Source organism: Helicobacter bilis, assembly GCF_001999985.1.
GTDB lineage: Bacteria > Campylobacterota > Campylobacteria > Campylobacterales > Helicobacteraceae > Helicobacter_A > Helicobacter_A rappini.
On record NZ_CP019645.1, the window covers coordinates 1,346,106 to 1,367,474 of the forward strand.

Below are 21,369 nucleotides of genomic sequence, written 5' to 3' on the forward strand. Positions count from 1 at the left end.
TTACACTAGATTCTAAGCATGGAATCTAGTGTCATGTAAATATTCACAAGGGACTTATACAATAATGCTTTGCACTAATGCAAACTAACAACTATAAGTAGTTAAAAACTCAAATGGGTGTGGTCTTGCTTCCCAGGGCCAGATTTCTGTTTCAAATTTATATGCTTTATATACTTGTAAAAAGTCTTCGCTAAAGACATTGCCCTCTTTTAGATACTCTCTATCCGCAAGCATTTCTTCAATAGCACTACGCAATGTGTGCGGTAATTGCTTGATGCCTTTATCTCTAATTTCATCAAGGCTTAACTCAAAAAGATTAATATCCATAGGCTCACCCGGATTTGTCTTTTTTATGATTCCATCAAGTCCTGCCATAAATAGACTAGCAAAGGCTAGATAAGGATTACTCGAGCTATCTGGGAATCTAAACTCCATTCTTTTTGCTTTCTCCCCTTGATTGTATGGAATCCGCACACTTGCACTTCTATTTTGCGCAGAATATGTTAGAATGCTTGGGGCTTCAAAACCCGGAATTAGCCTTTTGTATGAATTTGTGCTAGCATTTGTAAAGGCTGCTACACTTCTTGCATGTTTCAACACGCCGCCTAAGAAATATAGAGCCATTTCACTAAGCCCTTGATATTTATCACCCGCAAAGCAGTTTTTACCATCTTTCCATATACTGATATGCACATGCATACCGCTGCCATTGTCGCCATATAAGGGCTTTGGCATGAAAGTAGCAGTTTTGCCATTTAGATGTGCTACCATTTTTACGACATACTTTAGCTTTTGCACATTATCTGCTGCTTCTATCATATTGCCAAAACGCACACCGATTTCACACTGCCCTTGTGCGACTTCATGATGCACGACAAATGTTTCTAGCCCCACTTGATTTAGCACTTTTACCATTTCTGCACGAATATCTACTAAGGAATCCACAGGGGCAACGGGAAAATATCCACCTTTTAAGCCGGGCCTGTGTCCTATATTACTACCGCCTTCAAATGTCCTATCTCTGTTCCATTCTCCATCTTCTGTATCCACTTCATAGTATTGACAATTTACAGAATCTCGCATTTTAATGCTATCAAATACGAAAAATTCATTTTCAGGTCCAAAATACGCACTATCGCCAATACCTAAATCAACTAAATGCCGCATAGCTCTTTTAACGATACTTCTAGGGCATTTCTCATAAGGCTCATTTTTATAAATATCCCAAATATCACAAAATACCACGATTGTTGTATCCGCAGTAAAAGGATCGATAAAATATCGCACAAGCTCTGGGATAAGTATCATATCAGATTTATTGATAGGCTGCCATGCTGCAAGACTTGAGCCATCAAATGGAATGCCTACTTTAAAGGTATCAGAATCAATAGCAGACATTGAGAAGCTTATATGATGCCAAGTTCCTTTTATATCTGTGAATCTAAAATCTACAAATTCTACTTCATTTGCTTTACAAAAATCAAAAAAAATCTCAATAGATTCTGGTGTGTTATGTGTGCTAGTCATACTTAAGACTCCTTTTTTACTTGCTAAAGCGGGATTATAGCATTTTACATAGAATAAAAAATAAATAGCCTATAAAATGCACCAAAGCCCTAACAAATAAGGGATATCAATTAGACTTTATGATAAAAACTTCTCTTTGAAACTCGCCACAAAGACAACTAAAATGATAATAGGGATAATATATTTCACATATAAAAACCAAATATTTACAATGCCTACATACTTTTCGCTTCCTTGCAATATTTCTTGCTTTGCTTCATCTTTAAGCACCCAACCTACAAAGATGGCACAGCCAAGGGAAGTAAAGATAAAAAATATAGTCGCACTAATATCATCAAAAGCATCAAATATACTCTTTCCTAGAATCTTTATATCACTCCATGCGTTATCACCCAAGATTGAGGGGATATTACCAAGCACAAATACCACACTTAAAACAAGGAATACCGCTACTTTTTTATTCATACCAAATTTCTCTTCTAACACAACGATTAGGACTTGAAAATTTGGCAACGAAGTCGTAAATGCCGCAAGCATAAGCAAGCAGAAAAATGCAACCATAAAAATCGTGCCACCATGCATTTTAGAAAACACAATAGGCAAACTCTCAAATACGAGGCTAGGACCAGCAGCAGGATCTACACCAAAGCTAAAGAGTGATGGGAAAATCATAAAGCCAGCTACAACTGCAATTAAAGTATTAACAACACCAGTAATCACAGAGGTTTTAATAAGCTGTTCATTTTTATGCAAATGCGATGAGAGCGTAATCATAACGCCAAAGCCAAGCGATAATGCAAAGAATACTTGCCCCAATACTACAATGAATAAATCAAGTGTGATTTTACTAAAATCAGGTGTTAAGTAGTATCTAATGCCCTCCATAGCACCATCTAAAGTAACATTTCGTATAACCATGCCAATCATAAGGCAGAAAAGCAGAGGCATGAGAATCTTTGCAGCCTTTTCGATTCCATTAATAACACCGCGAGTTAAAACAATATAGTTTGCCAAAACAAAAAAGAAAGTAGCAATACTTACTGCAAGTGGTGCATGAACGACACTCGATTCCCAAAATGCCTTTGTCTCACTAGCAGAAAGCGTATGCGAGAGAGAAAGTGAGCCTGTTATACTATTAAAAATATAGTTTAAAACCCAACCACTAATCACCATGTAATACGCCATAATACCAAAACAGCCAATAAGTCCAGTAATGCCTATGATCTTCCAAAGCGGCGATATAGGTTTGCCATTTGCTGTGCCACTAAAGCAATCAAAAGAGTTTTTATGCATGCGTCTGCCAATCGCATTTTCAACAAGAATCATAGGGATTCCGATTAGAATCATCGCTATACAAAATGTAAGCACATACGCACCACCACCATTTTGCCCGACCATATAGGGAAAACGCCATGTAGCCCCAAAGCCTATTGTCGCACCAGCAACGGTTAAAATATATGCGAGTTGAGAACTCCAAACAGGTCTTTGCATACTAATCCTTATTATGTAAAATGTCAAATCATTTAAGTAACTTGATAATCAATCATGATTCATTTATGTAAATAAATATGATAAACAAGATTATCAAAAAATAACAAAAAAGCTAATTTTTACAAAAAGTAACATAATAGAATCTATGTCATAAGAATAATGTTTTATGTAAAAGCAAATCGCTTGATTGCCATCATAAATGTAGAATAAAGTAAAAACTGCATGTTATAAACGCCAATAAGACAAAAGCAATAGATCTATAATATTGTGAATATTTAAAAAATTATTACCAATTTACACAGACAGAAAATATAGATTCTGCAACAAATAAAAATATTTCATCTTCCCAAAGGGTCAATATGGTAATAAACATGCGCTAGATTCTGTAAATTAAAAAATCTATTGATAGAAAAGACTTATTGCACATAACCATAATAATCAAATTTTAAACATATGCAGCAAGAAATGTATTCCCATTTTTCATCGAGTTTAATTTTTGACGACATATAGAGATTAATAAACTAGTATTCCATAATTTAAAGCTAAAATATCACTTGTTTTAAAATCTCAATTTTACAATTTTTAAAGGAAAGTAACATGGCAATTAAAAAAGTCGTTTTGGCATACAGCGGTGGGCTTGATACAAGCGTGATTTTAAAGTGGCTTGGGGATAACTACAACTGCGAGGTGGTAACCTTCACCGCAGACATTGGGCAGGGCGAGGAAGTAGAACCCGCAAGGGCTAAGGCTTTAAATCTTGGCATTAAAAGTGAGAATATTTTCATTGAGGACTTGAGAGAAGAGTTTATCAAGGATTTTGTATTCCCTATGTTTCGTGCAAATACCATTTATGAGGGCGAATATCTGCTAGGCACAAGCATCGCACGACCTTTGATTGCAAAAAGGCTTGTAGAGATAGCAAAAGCCGTTGGAGCAGACGCAGTAGCACACGGAGCAACGGGCAAGGGCAATGATCAAGTGCGATTTGAGCTTGGAGCGTATGCGTTAAATCCTGATATAAAAGTCATCGCCCCTTGGCGTGAGTGGGACCTAAACAGCCGCGAAAAGCTTTTAGCCTATGCAGAATCTGCTGGTATTAGCATTGAGAAAAAGCCAAATAAATCGCCCTATTCAATGGACGCAAACCTGCTTCATATCAGCTATGAAGGGCAGATTCTAGAAGATCCAAATGCCGAGCCTGAAGAGGATATGTGGCGTTGGAGTGTCTCACCGATGAACGCACCAAATGAGCCTGAATCTGTTAAGCTGGAGTTTGAAAAAGGCGATGGCGTAGCGATTAATGGAGAGAGACTAAGCCCGGCAAGATTCTGGGCGAAACTCAATGAGCTAGGGGGCAAACACGGCATAGGGCGGCTTGATTTGGTAGAAAATCGCTATGTGGGTATGAAGTCTCGCGGCTGCTATGAAACGCCCGGTGGCACAATATATCTAAAGGCTCATCGTGCGATAGAATCTTTATGCCTTGATAGAGAGGAAGCGCACTTAAAAGATTCTATTATGCCTCGCTATGCGGAGTTAATCTACAATGGCTATTGGTTTAGCCCGGAGCGAGAGGCACTTCAAGCCTTGATAGATAAGACACAAGAGCGTGTGAGTGGCGTGGTGTCTTTGAAGCTGTATAAAGGCAATGTGATTGTCGTAGGAAGAGAGTCTAAAAACTCACTCTTTAACGCCGCATACAGCACTTTTGAGGAAGATTCTGTGTATAATCAAAAGGACGCCGCAGGGTTTATTAAACTCAATGCTTTGCGTTTTATCATTGCTGGGAAAAGCGAGAGTTGTAGTCTTCACGCAAGGCGAAAGTAAGTTTTAGATTATCCCTTGCCTCCCATTCATTTTCGGCAAACAAAGATATGGTATGTTGTGAAAATGTGCTAGGATTGCCGATTAAATCCTGCATATACGCATACCAATATTGCATACCAACACTCAATGTGTTGTTAAATGCCAAATCCATAAATGCCCTAGATTCTAATATCACATCTCTACCCTGAATATCCCTTGGTGTTGGTGGTGTTGTGAGTGAATCCAGTTTGCTAAAATTATATATGTTTGCATTGTATGCTTAATTGAGATGTATGGAGTTTTGCATACTCCAATTGTGGTATTTTCCCTCATGCGCTAATATTGAATTATTACGCATGATGATATAATTGCTTGCTACACTTGTATGTGGTCCCCACTGCTCTTTGCTGTTATCATATAATTGTTTTGCGAATTGTGTATCAAAGTAAATGTGATTTTGTGAATCTAGATTGCATAAAATCCGTCCACCAATATCAAAGATTAACCCCTCTGTTGTGTTTCCTATCCCGCCATCTGGTGTGCTTGTAACAATTTGTCCTAATGTGTAATTCTCATTATTGTTGTTGTCGCCTGTTGTTGTTTGTATTGGACCTGATAGCATTATGCTTGATGGACTATGATAATAAAAGCAACTACGCAATTGTATCCCCAATACATCTTTAATAATGGGAATAACACCAAACATATTAGCAATATAATGCCCTCCAAAATACCTATGCTCATTTTGTATTGTCTCAATATTTAAATTCAGTCCATATTTGTTGATATGCTTTTTTGTGATAATATTTATAACTCCACCCATTGCATCACTGCCATACAATGTGCTTAATGGTCCCCTTATAATCTCGATTCTTTCAATCGCATTTAATGGCGGTAAAAAACCATTATCGATTTGTTGATAACCATTATTGAAAGTGTTTATTGCCCCGCTTACATCTTGTCTTTTGCCATCTATAAGCACTAATGTATAATCGCTAGGCATATCTCGCACAGATATTTCTGCATTGCCACTTCTACCCATACCCCCTCCAATGGTATGCCTGACAACACTTCTGTCAAATCTTTGTGCGGTTTAGATTCTATCTCTTCTTGTGTGATTATGGTAATTGAAGCTGGTGCATCTTTTTGTAAATGCTCTTTGCCTGTGGCAGTTGTAACGACAGATTGCAGTGTATGTGTTTTTATATCGCCTTTGATTTCTTCTTTAGTCGTATTGCTATCCATTAATGGATAAGCTAGAGCATAACTCAAATGCAATGTTGCAAAAAATGCATATATATAATCCCATTTTAATCTAATGTTATGATAATTAATATCATTAACAGGTGGAATTATATACATTATGAATAATAATATGTATTATTATAATGATAAATTATATTAAAAGTATATGCGATGGTTACCATATTCTACATTATATTTGAAAGCTTTTATAAAAGTTACTTCTTTGTGTATTTAATAGGAGATTATATAAAATAGAAAGTATGATCAATCGTAGGATTTGTAAAAGATTTGGATGATAGCAAAAAAACCAATGATAATGCTTTATATTCTTTATAATCATTTGTATAGAAAATACTTTGTGCTGTAATTGCAAGGTTTTATGTTCTCGCATTGGTTTTACATTTAAACTACCAAATATTATATGTCTTTATCGGTTTGGTTTATACTTTGCATTATTTATGTTAGAATCTGAAAGATAGAAATGGAGCATAAATGGAGTTTTTTACCGCAGTTTTTGATGCACTCACCACTACGCAAATTGATTTAAAATTACAAAAAGTAGAATATTTACAGGCAAATTTCTACACATATAATATGCAGCATGATATTGAAATTAAGAGTATAAAAACACCTTCTTATGCCCCTTTTTGCAAGGTTATACACCCTACGCGTTTGCAAAGACCAAAGGGCGGAAACTCAAAAGAAGCCCTAGCAAAAATCCTGCATTCAGTCGCACATATAGAATACAATGCGATTGATTTAGGGCTTGATGCGGCATATCGTTTTCGACATTTACCGCTTGAATATTATTATGATTTTATCACTCTTGCTGGTGAAGAGGTTTTGCATTTTAGGCTTTTAGAATCTTTACTAAAAGAGCTTGGGTATGGCTATGGAGATTTTTTCGTGCATGATAATCTGTTTTGCGCTATGCAAAGCACACAGACTTTAATTGATCGTATGGCACTCGTGCATAAGGGCTTAGAAGCCTTAGGACTTGATGCAAATCCATTTGTAAGAGAGAAGATAGAACAAGCACAAACGCCGCTAAAATCACAGATTCTTGCTGCACTTGATAGAATCTTACATGATGAAATAGGGCATGTCTCAAAAGGCGTAAAATGGCTCAATTACGCACAAAAGCTTTATAATGATAATCGCAGTTTATGTGAGATATTGCAAGGCTATGACTTTAATATCATAGGCAAGATTCCAAATATAGAGGCAAGACTAGAGGCTGGATATAGTATGCAAGAAATAGAATCTTTGCAGCAAACTTTAAGGTAGTCTAAGAAACTCTAGAGAAATAGCCAAAAGATTCTGTATTAATCTATACCAAGCATATAAAGGTAAAAAGTTTATTTCTCACCGAGATTTTGCATTTTCTCTACTTGTGTTTGCAGGGATTGCACTTTGCGTTCATTTCCTGCCACACCACCTGCAATAGTGAAGAGTATGCTAAGATTTAGCGCAACAAAGAAAAAGCAGAGTATGCCAACGCCTATGCTAAGTTTCAATGCATTTTTTGTAGTCTTTTTCTGTGCGTCTAGCTCATTTTGTAAACTCTTTACTTGCTCTAGCAATGCCTTTATATCAGAATCCATATCTATCCTTTTTGTAAATATCCCAAAAACCATCTACATAAATGCACCAAAATAATGCAAATCGTGCCAACAAAAGTGATAGCTGCACCGGGCATAATATTATAAGCATAAGCAAGAAATAAGCCAATAACCATAAACAATAACGCAAAGATTCCAGCAAAAAACATTTGAGTTTTGAGCGTTTTTGCAAAAATATTTCCCATATACGCAGGGATAGAAAGCATGGCTAATACAAGGATTAAACCCGATATTTGCATACTAAGAATGATCCCAATGGCAATAAATACAAAAATGCTTTGTGTAAAGATATTTGTATGAAGCCCACGCAACTGACAAAACACAGAATCATAACTCACGCTTAGAATCTCTTTATAATACATACCAACAAAAAGCAGCAAAATCACATCAAACACGCCCATAAGCAGCAAAGATTCCATATCCACACTAATGAGTGAGCCAAAGAGATAAGATTCCATATCGGCATTTGCGTTTGGACTAAGATTCATAAACACCACGCCCACAGACATGCCAAGCGCCCACAATATCGCATTAAAAGTATCAATATGTGTATCCCATTTCTTCTGCACAAACGCAAGGCTAAATGCCACAATAATCGCACTGATACTTGCCCCAAGCAACACAGAAAAACCGCAAAATAACGCAATGCCAATCCCACCATACGCACAATGAGCGACACCGCCACCAACAAATACAATGCGATTTGACACAAGCAAAGAGCCAATTATCCCAGCAATTACGCTAATAAGCACAATAGCAAGTAAGGCGTTTTGCAAAAAGCTATATTGCATAATGGCTTGCAGAAAAGATTCTAAAGTTGTTAGCATAATGTCCTATATCTTGTAAGATGTGCGTATTATAATCTTTTAAAGCGAATTTTTATCTACAAAGATTTATTTTAGAATCTTGTGGAAAGTTTTAAGGGAGTCTTTATGGTAGAATAGACCTGCAACCCAGTTGTTTATTTAAAAACAAGCAAACTTCTTTCTACTACACCATCAATGCCAATGTATTTGTTGGAATTTTTTAAGAAGTTGTACATAAAGTCATGATATGTAGACCACGAAGCAATATTTTCAATCTCCATATAAGAATCTACGAGTCCTAAAAGCTTTATATCAAGTAAATAATGATCTATCCATGTTTGTGCCGCAGGTAAAAAATCGTAGTTTTGCTTATCAAGTATAAAAAAACTTGCACCATGCTTTGCAAACATAAAAAGTAGTGTTCGAAGTGGTAAAAGGCTACTTATATCTTCACTTTTATACTCCCCATCGTCTGTATAAGCAATATCGCCTCTATATCGATATATATGTTTTTCCCACTTTGACGAACCATCTTCTGTTTTAGTATGACCACAATACTGAAGCACAGCCGGGCTATCAAGCAACACGGCATAAGGGATATTATGTTTATATAGTTCTTTGCCAAGCGTAAAATAAGATTCTAACATTTCTTTGTCCGCATGTTTTATACATATAAACGCATAGCTATCAGCTTCTAAAGTATCACAATCACTAAGCCTTTTTACTTGCATAAACTTTTTGTCATTATCAAAACTACTGAATATAATCATGTGCTATTCCTTAAATCATAAATTGAGATTGTGTATTATAGCATTATCATTGGCTTTACTTAGTATTGTTTGGCTATTTGAATCATGCGGTCTTAAAAAGTCTTTAGAATCTAGTTGGTAAAAACATTTTTACCATGATAGCTACGCAGTTTAACACACAAGAAACTAATTTTTAGCGTAAATCTCCATAAGGTCTAAAAGTTTATGTTTATTGGAATCAAACTCATCTTTTGTAAGCTCAAAAAGATAATCTATATCGGTTTCCCCAACAATGCGTGATCCACAAAACTTGTGATATTGCACGACTTTTTTATTTGCTTTACGCACTTCAAAGCAATCTTTATTGAATCCTAAGACATGATAGGCATAATGCTTTAAAAGGTATTTGCCTTCTAGGGTTTGCTCTTGCTTAGCATCATCTGACATAATCCAGCTAATAGAGCCAAACTCACCATCATGTGCGTTGTGAATCCTAATCGTCCCAAGTGCCTTGCCTTGCTTGTCTTCTACAATGAAATACCATTCATCATTCTTTTTAAAATAGTTTTCAATGTATTGCTCTTGCAAATCCACATCATTTTTAGTTGGATTTAAAAACTTTGCCTTTGGACTACAACGAAGCGCAACGACAAATGCCGCATCAGCCAAAGTAATCTCGCGTAAATTTACATATTTTCCTTGCAATTCTTCTTCTCGAATTATTTGTGCCATAGTTTTCCTTTCTATTTCTTAGTGTTATAGAATAACCAATTCCACGTTATATTTTTATTCTCTTAAATCTCTCATTCATTTCTAAAGATTCCACAATGCTTACTTTACTTGGGATCTTAAAGGAGGCGAGTTTGTCTTTGCAAAAAGTGCGGATATGTTTTTTTAGCGCTAAGTTTGAAGTAGCGTGAGATTGAGATTCTACCTCTTCTATTTTTTCAGAATCTAGCACCACCTTTACACTCACACTTTGCCCTGTAATAGCATTAGATTCCCCATATACAACACAATCACTTATAAATGGAATTTGTAATAGCACCCCTTCAACTTCTTGTGGGATAACCTTTTCTCCACCTACATTTATAACTTCTTTTGCCCTGCCTATGATTTTTATATACTCTTCCCCATTAATATTTTTTACTTCTACTAAATCCCCTGTTGCAAAATAGCCTTCATTATCAAACACACTATTATCACTATTAAGATAGCCTAGTGCGTTTGTGTGGGATTTGATAAAAAGCTCGTTATTTACAATCTTATATTCCATATTATCAAGGCGAATAAAATTATCCTTTGTTGTAGTCTGCGTGATACCTATCTCACTTGCTCCAAATGTTTGATGAAATCGCACTTTTGGAAAAGCGTTTTTAAGCTTTGCTAAAAGAGAATCTGACATTTTTTCCGTGCCATAGGTAATAAGCCTTAGTGAGCTTAAATCATAAAGCTGCGTTGGGTTTGAGAGCAAAAAGAGATGAAGCAAACTAGGACTAGCGGGTAAAAGGGCGATTTTGTAATCTTGAATACTTTTTGCAATCTCTTGCATATCTTTGCGATTTTTTAGAGTAATGCCACACGCCCCCAGACTTAGCACATTAAAAAGCGTATTTAGCCCACCTATATGATCAAACATAAGGAATAATAAGATATTTATACGCTTTGGCTTTTTCTCTAAAAAACCTTGAAGCAAGGTGTTTAGATTATGCACTATGGCTTTAGGTTTGCCCGTGCTACCGCTTGAAAAAAGGATTAATCCGCTTGTGTGATTTGCCTGCAGGGAAGCAATAATGCTGTGTTTTTTGTCTGTGCTATGCGTAGAATGCAAGGTGTTATTATAGAAAAGATAGTCTATTTGCCCTTCTTTGATATAAGATTGAAGCATAGGAGAGAATATGGAATCTTTTGGGGCAAGTGAAGCAGATAGCGGTGTGATAATAAACCCCTTTTCTACACACGCTAGGAAAAAGGCTAAAGTCTTTAAATCATAATCGCCGATAATGCCAATGACACTGTTTGCCTTTATGTCATTTAGCAAATTTAGAGCATTGCATATAGAATCTAAAAGCTCCCCATAAGTGTGGCTTTGAGATTGTGCAATAAGACATATAGAATCTTGCTCAAAACCCTCAATCTTGCGTAAAAATGGGTGCGTGAAATTATAAGAATTACTACGCATTCACGCCTCCAAGGTAAATCACTTGTGCGGTGATAAAATCACTCTTTTCATTTAAGAAAAACTCAATGGCATTTAGCACATCTCTAAACTCACCAAATCGTTTGATGGCTTGTTGGTTTAAAAGGGCGTCCATTTTTGCTTTAGGGACATTTTTGATTAAATCCGTTGGCACAGGTGTAGGACCAATGGCATTTATGGTGATACCAAACTCGCTTAATTCCTTAGCACATACTTGTGTGAGATTGACTAGTGCGGCTTTTGAGGCGGCATAGGCGGCTTCACCCTCTAGGCGTAAGGGGGTGGCGATGGTGGCGAAATTTACGATGCGGTAGGGCATTTGCGTTGTTTGCGTCGGCTTTTTTGCAGGTTTGGACTGGTGCTTCGCACAAGTGGTGCTTTTGGCGGATTATTCGCTCAAGGCTCGGTCATTTATGTTTAATAAACTCCCTTCACCTTTCGCTCCAAAAGCTATGCTTTCTTTAGTAAAACCACTAAAATCACTCAAAAATCCTTCCGCAGTAGAATCCTTATTGTTAGAATCTAAGATTGCAGATTCTTTAAAATCATCACAAACCGCTTCCGCAATAGCATTTTTCGCATTATTTTTAGAATCTAGCCCCTTAGATTCTAAATCCTTTATACGCTTTTTATAATTTTGCACCATAACCTTTGAGACTTCTCGTAAGAAAAGAAAGCTACCAAATACATTTGTGTTAAAGATATTTTGCATAGTTTTTAGTGGTGTAGTAAGGATATGATTCATAGGGGCAATACCTGCATTATTCAGCAAAACATCAATTGTGCCAAATTCCTTTTTCACAGCCCTTACCATATTTACAACCGCATTTTCATCACACACATCAAGGGTAAAATGCCTATAATTTTTATGCTCCAAATTGCTTTGTGTCCGTGAGCAACCACATACAATATCGCCTTTATTTAAGTAATACTCGCTTAAATCCCTGCCTATGCCCTTGCGTGTCCCTGTGATAAGTATAACTCTAGGCATTTGCTTTGCTCTTTTCTAGGATATAGGCACTTAAGGTAGCGACATCTTTAAATGGCGAGTTTCTTCCGCTCATTGTCTTTTCATCAGCTAGGACAAGATTGAGATTGAGTTCATCCGCTAGCATTTCCTCTAAGTCAGCAATAAAGCTTACAAGGGCTAGAGAATCTAAATTGCCCTCAATCCCATAGATTTTTGTTTCAAGCGTTGGATTTTTTAGATTCTCATTTTCTAGTTCATCTGCTAGAGATTGGAGAGATTTATAGATTAATGATTGGATTTGTGTTTGCATTTTGTGTTCCTTAAGTAGTGTCGATAAAAAATATTTTTACATGTAGATTTGCATTATAATATATGCAAAATCGTTTTTTTTTTTTTGTAAAAAAAGCGAAATTATTTTAGTTTTGTGTAGATAAAAGTAACATTTTTAATATTTTATGACAACAAGTAGCGCTTAAAATAGAGATGATTCTATGTTTTTGTAGGGCATGTGGGTTAAGAGTTTTCATATAAAGTAAGGATTTTTAGTTATCACTTATAAAATATTAAACTTTTTTAACTCCAAACACCCTAAAACCGATACTCTAAACACTAAGCAAAAAAGCCCTGTTATAATTCTGTATAACCTTTTAAGATTAAATCAAAAAATCACAAGTAAAATAATACATATTCTAAAGATTTCAGTTTTGATTGTGTTGTATGAATAAGGTTTTAAAGTTTTATTTCTTTCCTGTTTTTTAAAATACCCTTACATCATAACTTAAAATCTAAGTCTTTTTATATGATTTTTATATAGTGATTATATATTACTTTTTCACTTTACAAAGTGTGACAAACTAAGCAATACAAAATTACAAATTACTTAAGCTTTGATACAAATTAAAATTACATAAGCAAACAATACTTTAATTTTACATTCTCTACTTAATGGAATTTATAAGCCTTTATTGTGTAGTTTTATATACCTTTTAAGCACATAAAACATAGTTTAATAATTTAAAAAATGTATAACCTTTTTTAGATTAAAACAAAAGAATTGTAGCAATCAATAGAGACTTTGCAATAAAACATTATGTTTTATAATTATTTTATTTTTGGTTACCGCATTATAAAAACTCAAATCCCTTTTAACTTCACCCTTTACCTCATTTTCCTGCAACTCCACTAGATTCACTACATCCCCACCACTAATAGCCTTATTTGCCTCACTCTTTAGCTTTGCAGATACAATGTCTACATTATTGATTTTAGGCACACAAGGCTTTATTGTTCTTGGTGCATTACTTGCAGCACTCTCTATTAAGCCCTGCAAGTTTGCATATTGACTATCTTTTGCTGCCTGCATATCTTTCTTAGCTGCCTTTATGCGTTTAAGCGATATTTTTTCAGCCATTTTTGCACTCTCTGCACTCACACCATCAAAGCCTATGCGAGTAGCTATATCTACAAACACCCCTTTTTCATCATAGATAAACAACTCTTGTGTATTATTGATGTTTGCACGAATGATTACAGAGTCATAGTTAAACGCTTGAATGCTTTGATACCACACTCCCCCATGCATAATGCCCTTTTTATTCACTTTTCTTTTTACGCTAGGCGATAGCTTCATAATGAGTTCATACTCATTCATAGCCACTGCTTCATTTGCTTTTTGATTATAAGCCTCTGTTGGAGTCATGCCTAGTGAATCTAGATAGCGATTATTAAGCAGTGTATCTGTATATGTGTCTATCGCATAAAGCATAGATTCAAAGCTATCTAGCTCTTTTAAGTTTGTTAAAGCCCCTTTTTTAAGTCTTCTCTCTTTTTTACTAAAGAAAAACTCTATTGCTTGTCTTTGAGCTACATTATGTCCAATATAGCCTTTACCCCAAGAGATAATCCTATCTTGCAATGCCCTAAAAGTATTTTCTACATAAGGTTTTAACCACCCACTATAAGCCCTTACATTCTTATACTCTATATCTAAGTTTTCCATAACAGCTTTAGTGTATTTGGATAGAAAGGCTTTTCCATTATCCCCTTTAATAACTTTTGGCTTACCATATTTAAGGATATATTTAGCCACAGCCCTAGCCACACCTAGACTATTTTCAGTATCACTGATATGAAAGCTAACTACACGGCTATATGTATCTACCAAAGAGATTAAAACATATCTTTTCTGCCAAGATTCTATAATCTTGTGATCAGACTCTGTGCTTTATAAAACATTTTCCATAAAGGTATTTGAGCGATGGCGCTATCCCTTGCTTTTTCATACTCATCTTTTGGATACATTTTGTCCCATGCTTCCATGAGTTTTCTCTCTTGATCGCTTAAGCGGATATTATAAGTTTCACTCATGTAAAGATATGTGCGGGCGATAAGCCCTTTAGAATAGTTTGCTGGATAGAATCTCTTTGCTTTAAAGTCAGTATAAACCTTGCAATTTCCATATTGATTATAGACTATATATCGTGGGGCTTCTGCGTATCTAAAGTTGCTTCTGTCTGCATTTATTTCGCCGATTGCTGGGACAAGGTTTCTTGGGTCTGCTTCCATGAGATTAAAGGTTTTATCATCCCTGCATGCTTTTCTGCCGCCTTTTTGCCAACATGGGAGATGATGTCCAAAGTTATGGGCTGGCATGATATGCTCAAACTCAATATTTTGTGTGCGTTCATTAATTGTCTTTTTCTTTGTGAGTGGCTTTCTGGGGGTGTAGTGTGGAGATTCTATTGGCTTTATACCATTATCTGTGATTTGAAAGGGTGCTTTGCAATAAAACTCCGTTGTAAAGCCTTTAGATTCCCATATTTTTGTCAATATCTCTTTAGTTTCGCGGAATGTTTGCGGTGGCTTTAATCCATCAAAAAGCAAGTAAGCAAATAAGGTTAGTAGAGAAGCAATACTTATAGTTTTTAATCTACGCACAAAATACCTTTCATATTTTTATAAAACATATAAAACTTGTTGCAAAACATTGACTACAACACCAAAAGATTCTAAAAATCACACTTTAAAATCGCACAATTTACTCAAGGCTATAAATATTCTAAGATTCTAGATTCTCTACCAAATCTGGGTGGGTGCAAAATTTACAGAATCTAGATTCGCTTTTATTCATCATGTTAGACCAGCAATTCAGAGTATTTAAACACATAAAATCTCACCCATTTGACACACTAAAATGTCTATATTTTTACATATTTTAATTTTGGAATCCTTTTTGCTTAAAAGCCTATAAATCTATTTTGAAAGGATTTCAAATGCAAGTTTCACAGAATGTTTTACAAAAAAGATATACAGACAGCGTGCATAATCAGCAAGGAATCGACATTCATCATGGCTCAAGGAATCGCTATATTCCAATAAGTGCAGATGAAAACTATTTGCCACAAGATGTGTTTGTAAAATCGGAATATTTGCAAAAGATTGAAGGACTAGGGGATTCTATACAAGGGGGATTTAAGGACGCTTCAAGCTTTATGGCAATGGCAAATGTATTGCGTGGTGAAAATATTCTTAATAGTCAGGATTTAATCGCAGCAGGTTATATCGCTAAAACAAGCGAAGACATTAACTTTGAAGCGTTTAATAAATTATTGCGTAACGAGCAGTTAAGCATGGAGATGAAAGGGCTTATCAGTCAGCTTGTAAATAAGCTCTACAATATCAACTATGTACATGCTGGAATCATGATGGCTTCATAGAGTAGTAGGCTTTCTCTAGCAAGGTTTTCAATGAAAGTTTGTTTTGTGCTTTTGTTTTGCATAATGTTTTATCCACTTTATGCAGATACACAGGACATACCGCTACCAAATCTCAAAAAATCCCAAAGTATAAGTAAGCTACATAAAAATATCACATTGCAATTCAGTAAGAATCCAAAGCGCTCTATCTTAAGAAAGCAAGGTATTATCGCAAATAAAATGGCTTCTCATGTATTTAAAGATTCTAAAGAAGTTTGTTCTATGCTCTTTTTCTCCGCATTAAAGGATTTACAAACTCAAGCTTTACTACTTGGTGGCACAAAAGTGGGAAACATAGAAAGCTATTTAAATAATAGCCCAAAACGCATTACCAAGTATTTTCAATGCAAAAGTGGTGCAATGTTTAGCATAGTAACGCTTCGGGCTGATGTGCGTTAAGCAGTTATTGACATGCCTTGTGAAATGTGCTAGAATGACTTAGCCATACAAAAAGGATTAGCATGGAATCAAAAGACACACAAAAAACACCTAATGCGATAAATACACAAGATTCACTAGGTCAAGATTCATTACACGGAGAATACAAAGAGAAACAGCAAGAAGATATTGTATTATCTCTTTTTCAGTTTTGCTTTAGATGGTATAAAGATTCTGAAAGATTTTTTCATCTCTTAGTTGGATTGCCAAGCTATGAAAAATATTTAGACTATCATAAAAAATATCATCCACACTGCACACCAAAAACACGCAAAGAATTTTTCATGGATTCTCAAAATAAGAGATATAGTAGAGATGGTGCTAAAAAATGTTGCTAGAGAAAAATGTCTGCATAAGCATTTGTTGCCCGAAAGTTTATTTATATGAGACAACAAGTGATATAGATTAATGAAACCAAGCAAAAAAGTATCCGCTTTTTACCTAAACTTACAATGTGTCTATATTTAATACTTTTTATAATCCTATACAAACATGCAATTCAAATGTTTCACATTAAGCTAATATTGCGGCATAAGATTCTATTAATGAATCACCTAACACAAAAACTTATTCTTTCTCCACGCAATATGAATGCAAAGATTGCATACATGCATAATCTGTCATATCAAGCTGCATAGGCGTAATAGATATATAGTTATTTGCTACTGCGGAAAAATCACTTATTATTTTCATATCTTTACGAGTGTAAAAATTATCTTTTAAGTATGGATTATCCGCATTATCTCTTTCTTGCCATTGCAATGGATTTAAGCCTATCCAGTGGTATTTCTGTCCGCGTGGGTTTTGCATGACTTGTGCTTTTGAATTATAGATTCTATATCCAAGCTGTGTAGCTTTAATGCCCTTGCATTCATCTTTTGAGATTGCAGGAATGTTGATATTGAGTAGTTTTCTGTGTCCAATCGTATAGTTATTATGCAATATATCAAATGAGAGTTGCTTTATTGTATCAAGGGCTAGTGTGAAATCACGATTTGCTAGTTTATTGTCTTCGCCATGTTTGTCGTTAATACATTGTGAAATGGCAATACTTTGTATCCCATGCAATGCCCCCTCCATTGCACCTGCGACCGTGCCAGAATATGTTGTATCTTCGCCCAAATTTGCACCGATATTAATCCCTGATATAAGCAAATCTGGTTTTGTGTTAGAAAAAAGCTCACACAAGCCAACATACACGCAATCAGTTGGACTGCCATCATCAAGCTTGTAGAAATCTTTTTCCAATTCTATAAGTTGCAGAGGCTTACTCACACATAAACCATGACCGCATGCTGACTTTTCATGGGCTGGGGCTACGACCACAACGCGTGCAATATCACTTAAAGCGTTACGCAGGGCAATCAAGCCTTGACTAAAATAGCCATCATCATTTGTTAAAAAAATTGTTTTTTTCATAAATTTACCTTAATTTATTGTTTAAAGGGCGTATTATATCTTATTTTATCGTTATCAAATAGCAAATAAGGCTATGTTAATGTAACAGAATCTAAGCTTTATATGGGTAATGTTTTTTAAGATTATTTATAAAGCATTTCCAAAATACGCTCATACACTGCTATGTGTTCTAGTTCTCTGTCAAGATCATCACCTATTTGTGATTTTTGGGCTATCATAGTTGATATTGCCTTGCCGTTATTTATAAGTTCTGTAATTGTGCTTGATATGCTGTGAGATTGTTCTTGAATATCACACATGCCTTGATTTGTATTTTTCACACATTGATCGATAGTTTGCACATTTTCAATAACTGATTTTACCGAAGTGTTTGTATCAACGAGACTTTTTTGTGTCCTTTCAGCTAGACTTCTCACCTCATCGGCTACGACTGCAAAGCCTCTGCCATGCTCTCCTGCCCTTGCTGCTTCAATCGCTGCATTTAATGCTAATAAATTCGTTTGGTCTGCAATACCTGCGATAATATCTAAGATTCTATTTAAGTCATCAATGCCAGACAAAAGGCTTTTAATATAATCTTCTAGATTCATATTTTCGCTATTTCTATCCATAGCAGAAGTTAAACCGCTTACAAAGCTATCAAAGCTCATATTTACATCATCAAGATTATTTTCTACACATTTAAAGTCTTCTGCAACATGGGCTAGAGTATCAGATACGCTTTTGAATGTCGGCACACTTGCTTTTAGCTGACTTAGCATTTTTTGATTGATATTATTAATAAGTTCTAATTTACGCATTTTCTTAGTAATAAAATATGTTTTATATTGTGCGTATTGTCTATGGAAAGAATCTACAAGGACATCACTGAATACGCCATTTTCTTGCTTATAGAAAAATATAGCACTTAGAGTTTCATTGATATTCACACCAAGCAATTCTCCAAAAGTTGAGAACCCAACTACAGGAAAATCATTAAAAATTTGCAATGAAGAAAGTCTTTGCGTATTGTTTAGTCGCCTTAAAATACAATCATTAAATATCGCACCAAGCGGTTTTGGCTTATTTCTTGCAAACTCTTCGTAATCTTTTTTTTGTAGATTCTATAAAGTCAGTTCTTTTTAAAAGCAGAATCTCTTCTCCCTTATCAACATCGCAATAAAGACATATTTTGCCATTTTCTATATCAAAATTTGCTACTGAACGCACATAGATTTCATCTTGTATTTTTACACCAAATGTGTATTCTTGCATATAAGTTGGGACTTTTTCAACAGGGCAGTTAAAATGTGTGGCAAGGGCTTGCAGGGCATTTACTTGCGTATAGGTTTTTGTGTCTAAAAAATCTGTAATAACGCGTGTTTTCATATCAGCATCAAGCACTACAAAATGTGTATTTGTAGGTGCAAAATTTTGTGTTTTAAAGATTCCAAAACGATAACTTTCACGCAATTTGACATAGGTTAGCACCGCTACATTTTGCACAACGCTCGTGTTATTATAAATGTAGGTGTTTTTGAAATCAAGCTTTCCACCAGCACTTCCACCCACATAAAAACATGGCAATTTACCTGCATTATAAATCGCTTCCATCAAGAAGCTCTCACTACCACTAAGCCCATCAACAAGCACATACCCTAGCGTATCTGTATGCGTGGCTTTAAAGGGTAAGTTCACCTTTCTTACTTCACTTTCAAGCTGTGAGATTTGTGCATTTATATCAGCAGAATCTTTATGCAGGGGCAGCGTATGCACATGTATATGCTCTATCATACCTTCGGCAAAAAGCATGATAGCAACACCATCACCCTCCATATCATTACCATAAAATTTATCACATGTTTTTAGCTCATCTTGACTGCATAAAAGCCCAGATGAACTTGCTAAAATCACAACGCAATCATGTGGTAATGTCTGTTTTATCTTATTTGCAATACTTGCAAAATCCATATTTGGCATAAGATAGCCAATGGCTAATTTTGGCTGAATGGTGAGATTATTAAGCCTTTCTTCTATCTCATGACTTTTAAGATATAGGCTTACTATATGTGTTGTAATTTGCTCTTTTTGTTGTTTTTTTCTAAAACCAAACATAGTTTTCCTTTTATCATCATAAAACTTAGAATCTTGTATATTGTTTATTCAATTAGATTCTATGAAACTATGCTTATTATAACTTTGTAGAATCTAAATTTTGCACCCCAATTACTAATTCTATAACAAAACAGAATTTTAACAATCTTTTGCATTAATATAGATTACATTGTGTATTTTTTATATAAATGATAAAATAAAGAGTTACTATTTTTTACATTAAAGATAAAATACATAAAGCACCACTCAAAGTCTAAGGTTTTAGACTCTTGTTTTTATACTTTTTATAGTCTTGTAAAAACACAGGCATAGCTATCAAAACACCAGATATGATAATGAGTGTAATGCCGCTTAATGTCATCATATTAGGCAGAGAATCTCCAAGCATTACTCCAAAAATCACACCCCATACAATACGCATATAATCAAGCGGGGATATAAGCCCAGCAGGGGCTAGTATGAAAGCCCTTGTTAGAAACATTTGTCCTAAAGTCCCAAGTATCCCTAAGATAAGGATACCTATCCATTCACGCACATTTGGTATGCTAAAGCCAGATAAATGTGGAATCTCAATAAACATAAACACCCCACCAACGACAACCATAGTCATGGCAAAGCCCATAATCATACTTGATTCATTAAAATATTCTTTCAAGTCCTTTAAACTCATATAAGCTAATGCCATCATGATTCCATTAATAATACCTGCAATAATATTATCAATCCCTAGACTTTCAGTGCGTATATCACAGATACAAATCACCCCAACAAAGCCTATCATCGTTGCTAATATGATGGGTAATCTCACATGCTCTTTTGTAAAAAGCAGTGTAAATAACACAATATAAATAGGCATAGTCTGTGCAAAGGCTGAAGCAGTCCCAAGCGAGATAGTAGCGATATTATAAAACATAGCAAGCATAGCTAATCCACCTGTAAGAGAACGCATAAGTAATCTCAAATAGCCACCTTTTTTGCGTGGTTTAGAATCTGGCTTAAAAGGTGGATAAAAACACCACCAAATACCTATACAAACCACCGTGAAAACATGACGAAAAAATATAAGCTCCATAGAAGACATGGAATCTAAAAGCTTAACACACGCATTCATTAAAGAAAAAGTAAGTGAAGCAGCAAACATGAATAAAATGCCGCTCATAGCACTTTGACGCATAATAATCCTTATCTAAACAAAGCCCTAATTATAGCAAATATAGCTAAAGCTTAGATTCTATGTCTCATCAATG

22 protein-coding genes and 2 pseudogenes are annotated in these 21,369 nt (G+C 35.2%); 5 read left to right on the forward strand and 19 right to left on the reverse strand.

Going from position 1 to position 21,369, the window contains the following annotated elements; genetic code table 11:
• Positions 1-84: 84 nt before the first annotated feature.
• The gene (gene glnA / locus XJ32_RS06310) at positions 85-1,527 is read right to left on the reverse strand and encodes a type I glutamate--ammonia ligase (RefSeq protein WP_077388718.1); all 1,443 of its coding nucleotides are present in this window, start codon (positions 1,525-1,527) and stop codon (positions 85-87) included.
• 117 nt (positions 1,528-1,644) lie between these two features.
• Entirely contained in the window at positions 1,645-3,018 is a 1,374-nt protein-coding gene (locus XJ32_RS06315) for a sodium-dependent transporter (RefSeq protein ID WP_077388719.1), read from the reverse strand.
• A 597-nt stretch (positions 3,019-3,615) separates the two neighbouring features.
• Between XJ32_RS06315 and XJ32_RS06320 the strand changes: the two genes are divergently transcribed.
• A complete protein-coding gene (locus XJ32_RS06320) occupies positions 3,616-4,845 on the forward strand; it encodes an argininosuccinate synthase (protein ID WP_077388720.1) in 1,230 nt (409 codons plus the stop codon).
• Here the strand turns inward: XJ32_RS06320 and XJ32_RS11870 are convergent.
• From XJ32_RS11870 to XJ32_RS06330, 3 genes are all read right to left on the reverse strand, one after another.
• Positions 4,796-5,020 carry a TonB-dependent receptor gene (locus XJ32_RS11870; protein ID WP_155761466.1) on the reverse strand — a complete coding sequence of 75 codons (225 nt, stop codon included), beginning with the start codon at positions 5,018-5,020 and terminating at the stop codon, positions 4,796-4,798. The genes XJ32_RS06320 and XJ32_RS11870 overlap by 50 nt on opposite strands.
• An 84-nt stretch (positions 5,021-5,104) precedes the next feature.
• Entirely contained in the window at positions 5,105-5,866 is a 762-nt protein-coding gene (locus XJ32_RS06325) for a TonB-dependent receptor plug domain-containing protein (protein WP_077388721.1), read from the reverse strand.
• On the reverse strand, positions 5,806-6,096 hold the full coding sequence (locus XJ32_RS06330) for a hypothetical protein (RefSeq protein WP_155761467.1): 291 nt from the start codon (positions 6,094-6,096) through the stop codon (positions 5,806-5,808). Before XJ32_RS06330 ends, XJ32_RS06325 begins: the two co-directional genes overlap by 61 nt.
• A gap of 465 nt (positions 6,097-6,561) precedes the next feature.
• Here XJ32_RS06330 and XJ32_RS06335 point away from each other — a divergent pair, with 465 nt between their 5' ends.
• Entirely contained in the window at positions 6,562-7,356 is a 795-nt protein-coding gene (locus XJ32_RS06335; protein ID WP_077388723.1) for a ferritin-like domain-containing protein, read from the forward strand.
• A 71-nt stretch (positions 7,357-7,427) separates the two neighbouring features.
• Here XJ32_RS06335 and XJ32_RS06340 read toward each other — a convergent pair whose 3' ends face one another.
• From XJ32_RS06340 to XJ32_RS06380, 10 genes and pseudogenes are all read right to left on the reverse strand, one after another.
• Positions 7,428-7,673: a hypothetical protein gene (locus tag XJ32_RS06340; RefSeq protein WP_077388724.1), complete on the reverse strand. Its 246-nt coding sequence runs from the start codon at positions 7,671-7,673 to the stop codon at positions 7,428-7,430.
• A 2-nt stretch (positions 7,674-7,675) separates the two neighbouring features.
• Positions 7,676-8,518: a metal ABC transporter permease gene (locus XJ32_RS06345; protein WP_077388725.1), complete on the reverse strand. Its 843-nt coding sequence runs from the start codon at positions 8,516-8,518 to the stop codon at positions 7,676-7,678.
• Between the two features lie 134 nt (positions 8,519-8,652).
• Positions 8,653-9,267 (reverse strand): hypothetical protein, encoded by a 615-nt coding sequence (locus XJ32_RS06350; RefSeq protein ID WP_005217622.1) that lies wholly within the window; start codon positions 9,265-9,267, stop codon positions 8,653-8,655.
• Positions 9,268-9,432: 165 nt separating this feature from the next.
• Positions 9,433-9,978 (reverse strand): GNAT family N-acetyltransferase, encoded by a 546-nt coding sequence (locus tag XJ32_RS06355; protein ID WP_077388726.1) that lies wholly within the window; start codon positions 9,976-9,978, stop codon positions 9,433-9,435.
• Between the two features lie 46 nt (positions 9,979-10,024).
• A complete protein-coding gene (locus tag XJ32_RS06360) occupies positions 10,025-11,428 on the reverse strand; it encodes an ANL family adenylate-forming protein (protein ID WP_077388727.1) in 1,404 nt (467 codons plus the stop codon).
• Positions 11,421-11,771, reverse strand: a pseudogene (locus XJ32_RS12820) (SDR family oxidoreductase); the annotation flags it as partial. The gene XJ32_RS06360 and the pseudogene XJ32_RS12820, both read right to left, overlap by 8 nt.
• A 63-nt stretch (positions 11,772-11,834) precedes the next feature.
• The gene (locus XJ32_RS12825) at positions 11,835-12,437 is read right to left on the reverse strand and encodes an SDR family NAD(P)-dependent oxidoreductase (RefSeq protein WP_254422290.1); all 603 of its coding nucleotides are present in this window, start codon (positions 12,435-12,437) and stop codon (positions 11,835-11,837) included.
• The gene (locus tag XJ32_RS06370; protein WP_077388728.1) at positions 12,430-12,726 is read right to left on the reverse strand and encodes a hypothetical protein; all 297 of its coding nucleotides are present in this window, start codon (positions 12,724-12,726) and stop codon (positions 12,430-12,432) included. The genes XJ32_RS12825 and XJ32_RS06370 overlap by 8 nt, the downstream gene beginning before the upstream one ends.
• Before the next feature lie 753 nt (positions 12,727-13,479).
• Positions 13,480-14,580 carry a TnsB C-terminal domain-containing protein gene (locus XJ32_RS06375; RefSeq protein ID WP_077388729.1) on the reverse strand — a complete coding sequence of 367 codons (1,101 nt, stop codon included), beginning with the start codon at positions 14,578-14,580 and terminating at the stop codon, positions 13,480-13,482.
• A 32-nt stretch (positions 14,581-14,612) separates the two neighbouring features.
• Positions 14,613-15,299, reverse strand: a complete 687-nt coding sequence (locus XJ32_RS06380) for an endonuclease (RefSeq protein WP_077390184.1) — start codon at positions 15,297-15,299, stop codon at positions 14,613-14,615.
• 389 nt (positions 15,300-15,688) lie between these two features.
• Between XJ32_RS06380 and XJ32_RS06385 the strand changes: the two genes are divergently transcribed.
• From XJ32_RS06385 to XJ32_RS06395, 3 genes are all read left to right on the forward strand, one after another.
• On the forward strand, positions 15,689-16,132 hold the full coding sequence (locus XJ32_RS06385; protein WP_005218966.1) for a hypothetical protein: 444 nt from the start codon (positions 15,689-15,691) through the stop codon (positions 16,130-16,132).
• Positions 16,133-16,162: 30 nt separating this feature from the next.
• Positions 16,163-16,570 (forward strand): hypothetical protein, encoded by a 408-nt coding sequence (locus XJ32_RS06390; protein ID WP_077388730.1) that lies wholly within the window; start codon positions 16,163-16,165, stop codon positions 16,568-16,570.
• Positions 16,571-16,632: 62 nt separating this feature from the next.
• Positions 16,633-16,947 (forward strand): YbdD/YjiX family protein, encoded by a 315-nt coding sequence (locus XJ32_RS06395; protein WP_077388731.1) that lies wholly within the window; start codon positions 16,633-16,635, stop codon positions 16,945-16,947.
• Positions 16,948-17,176: 229 nt separating this feature from the next.
• On the opposite strand, the gene surE is transcribed toward XJ32_RS06395, so the two are convergent.
• The 4 genes and pseudogenes from surE to XJ32_RS06410 form a co-directional block, all read right to left on the reverse strand.
• Positions 17,177-18,028, reverse strand: coding sequence for a 5'/3'-nucleotidase SurE (surE, locus tag XJ32_RS06400; RefSeq protein WP_077388732.1), 852 nt, complete (start codon positions 18,026-18,028; stop codon positions 17,177-17,179).
• A gap of 122 nt (positions 18,029-18,150) precedes the next feature.
• A pseudogene (locus XJ32_RS13415) lies at positions 18,151-18,549 on the reverse strand (methyl-accepting chemotaxis protein); the annotation flags it as partial.
• A gap of 541 nt (positions 18,550-19,090) precedes the next feature.
• Positions 19,091-20,122, reverse strand: a complete 1,032-nt coding sequence (locus XJ32_RS13195; protein ID WP_302475929.1) for an FIST signal transduction protein — start codon at positions 20,120-20,122, stop codon at positions 19,091-19,093.
• Positions 20,123-20,375: 253 nt separating this feature from the next.
• A complete protein-coding gene (locus XJ32_RS06410) occupies positions 20,376-21,296 on the reverse strand; it encodes a DMT family transporter (RefSeq protein WP_077388733.1) in 921 nt (306 codons plus the stop codon).
• Between the last annotated feature and the right edge of the window lie 73 nt (positions 21,297-21,369).

What these genes read in the sequence shown, in the direction of transcription:
- glnA (WP_077388718.1), bottom strand. Translation starts at nt 1,527, where the DNA reads ATGACTAGCACACATAACACACCAGAATCTATTGAGATTTTTTTTGAT.
- XJ32_RS06315 (WP_077388719.1), bottom strand. Translation starts at nt 3,018, where the DNA reads ATGCAAAGACCTGTTTGGAGTTCTCAACTCGCATATATTTTAACCGTT.
- XJ32_RS06320 (WP_077388720.1), top strand. Translation starts at nt 3,616, where the DNA reads ATGGCAATTAAAAAAGTCGTTTTGGCATACAGCGGTGGGCTTGATACA.
- XJ32_RS06325 (WP_077388721.1), bottom strand. Translation starts at nt 5,866, where the DNA reads ATGGGTAGAAGTGGCAATGCAGAAATATCTGTGCGAGATATGCCTAGC.
- XJ32_RS06335 (WP_077388723.1), top strand. Translation starts at nt 6,562, where the DNA reads ATGGAGTTTTTTACCGCAGTTTTTGATGCACTCACCACTACGCAAATT.
- XJ32_RS06340 (WP_077388724.1), bottom strand. Translation starts at nt 7,673, where the DNA reads ATGGATTCTGATATAAAGGCATTGCTAGAGCAAGTAAAGAGTTTACAA.
- XJ32_RS06345 (WP_077388725.1), bottom strand. Translation starts at nt 8,518, where the DNA reads ATGCTAACAACTTTAGAATCTTTTCTGCAAGCCATTATGCAATATAGC.
- XJ32_RS06350 (WP_005217622.1), bottom strand. Translation starts at nt 9,267, where the DNA reads ATGATTATATTCAGTAGTTTTGATAATGACAAAAAGTTTATGCAAGTA.
- XJ32_RS06355 (WP_077388726.1), bottom strand. Translation starts at nt 9,978, where the DNA reads ATGGCACAAATAATTCGAGAAGAAGAATTGCAAGGAAAATATGTAAAT.
- XJ32_RS06360 (WP_077388727.1), bottom strand. Translation starts at nt 11,428, where the DNA reads ATGCGTAGTAATTCTTATAATTTCACGCACCCATTTTTACGCAAGATT.
- XJ32_RS12825 (WP_254422290.1), bottom strand. Translation starts at nt 12,437, where the DNA reads ATGCCTAGAGTTATACTTATCACAGGGACACGCAAGGGCATAGGCAGG.
- XJ32_RS06370 (WP_077388728.1), bottom strand. Translation starts at nt 12,726, where the DNA reads ATGCAAACACAAATCCAATCATTAATCTATAAATCTCTCCAATCTCTA.
- XJ32_RS06385 (WP_005218966.1), top strand. Translation starts at nt 15,689, where the DNA reads ATGCAAGTTTCACAGAATGTTTTACAAAAAAGATATACAGACAGCGTG.
- XJ32_RS06390 (WP_077388730.1), top strand. Translation starts at nt 16,163, where the DNA reads ATGAAAGTTTGTTTTGTGCTTTTGTTTTGCATAATGTTTTATCCACTT.
- XJ32_RS06395 (WP_077388731.1), top strand. Translation starts at nt 16,633, where the DNA reads ATGGAATCAAAAGACACACAAAAAACACCTAATGCGATAAATACACAA.
- surE (WP_077388732.1), bottom strand. Translation starts at nt 18,028, where the DNA reads ATGAAAAAAACAATTTTTTTAACAAATGATGATGGCTATTTTAGTCAA.
- XJ32_RS13195 (WP_302475929.1), bottom strand. Translation starts at nt 20,122, where the DNA reads ATGTTTGGTTTTAGAAAAAAACAACAAAAAGAGCAAATTACAACACAT.
- XJ32_RS06410 (WP_077388733.1), bottom strand. Translation starts at nt 21,296, where the DNA reads ATGCGTCAAAGTGCTATGAGCGGCATTTTATTCATGTTTGCTGCTTCA.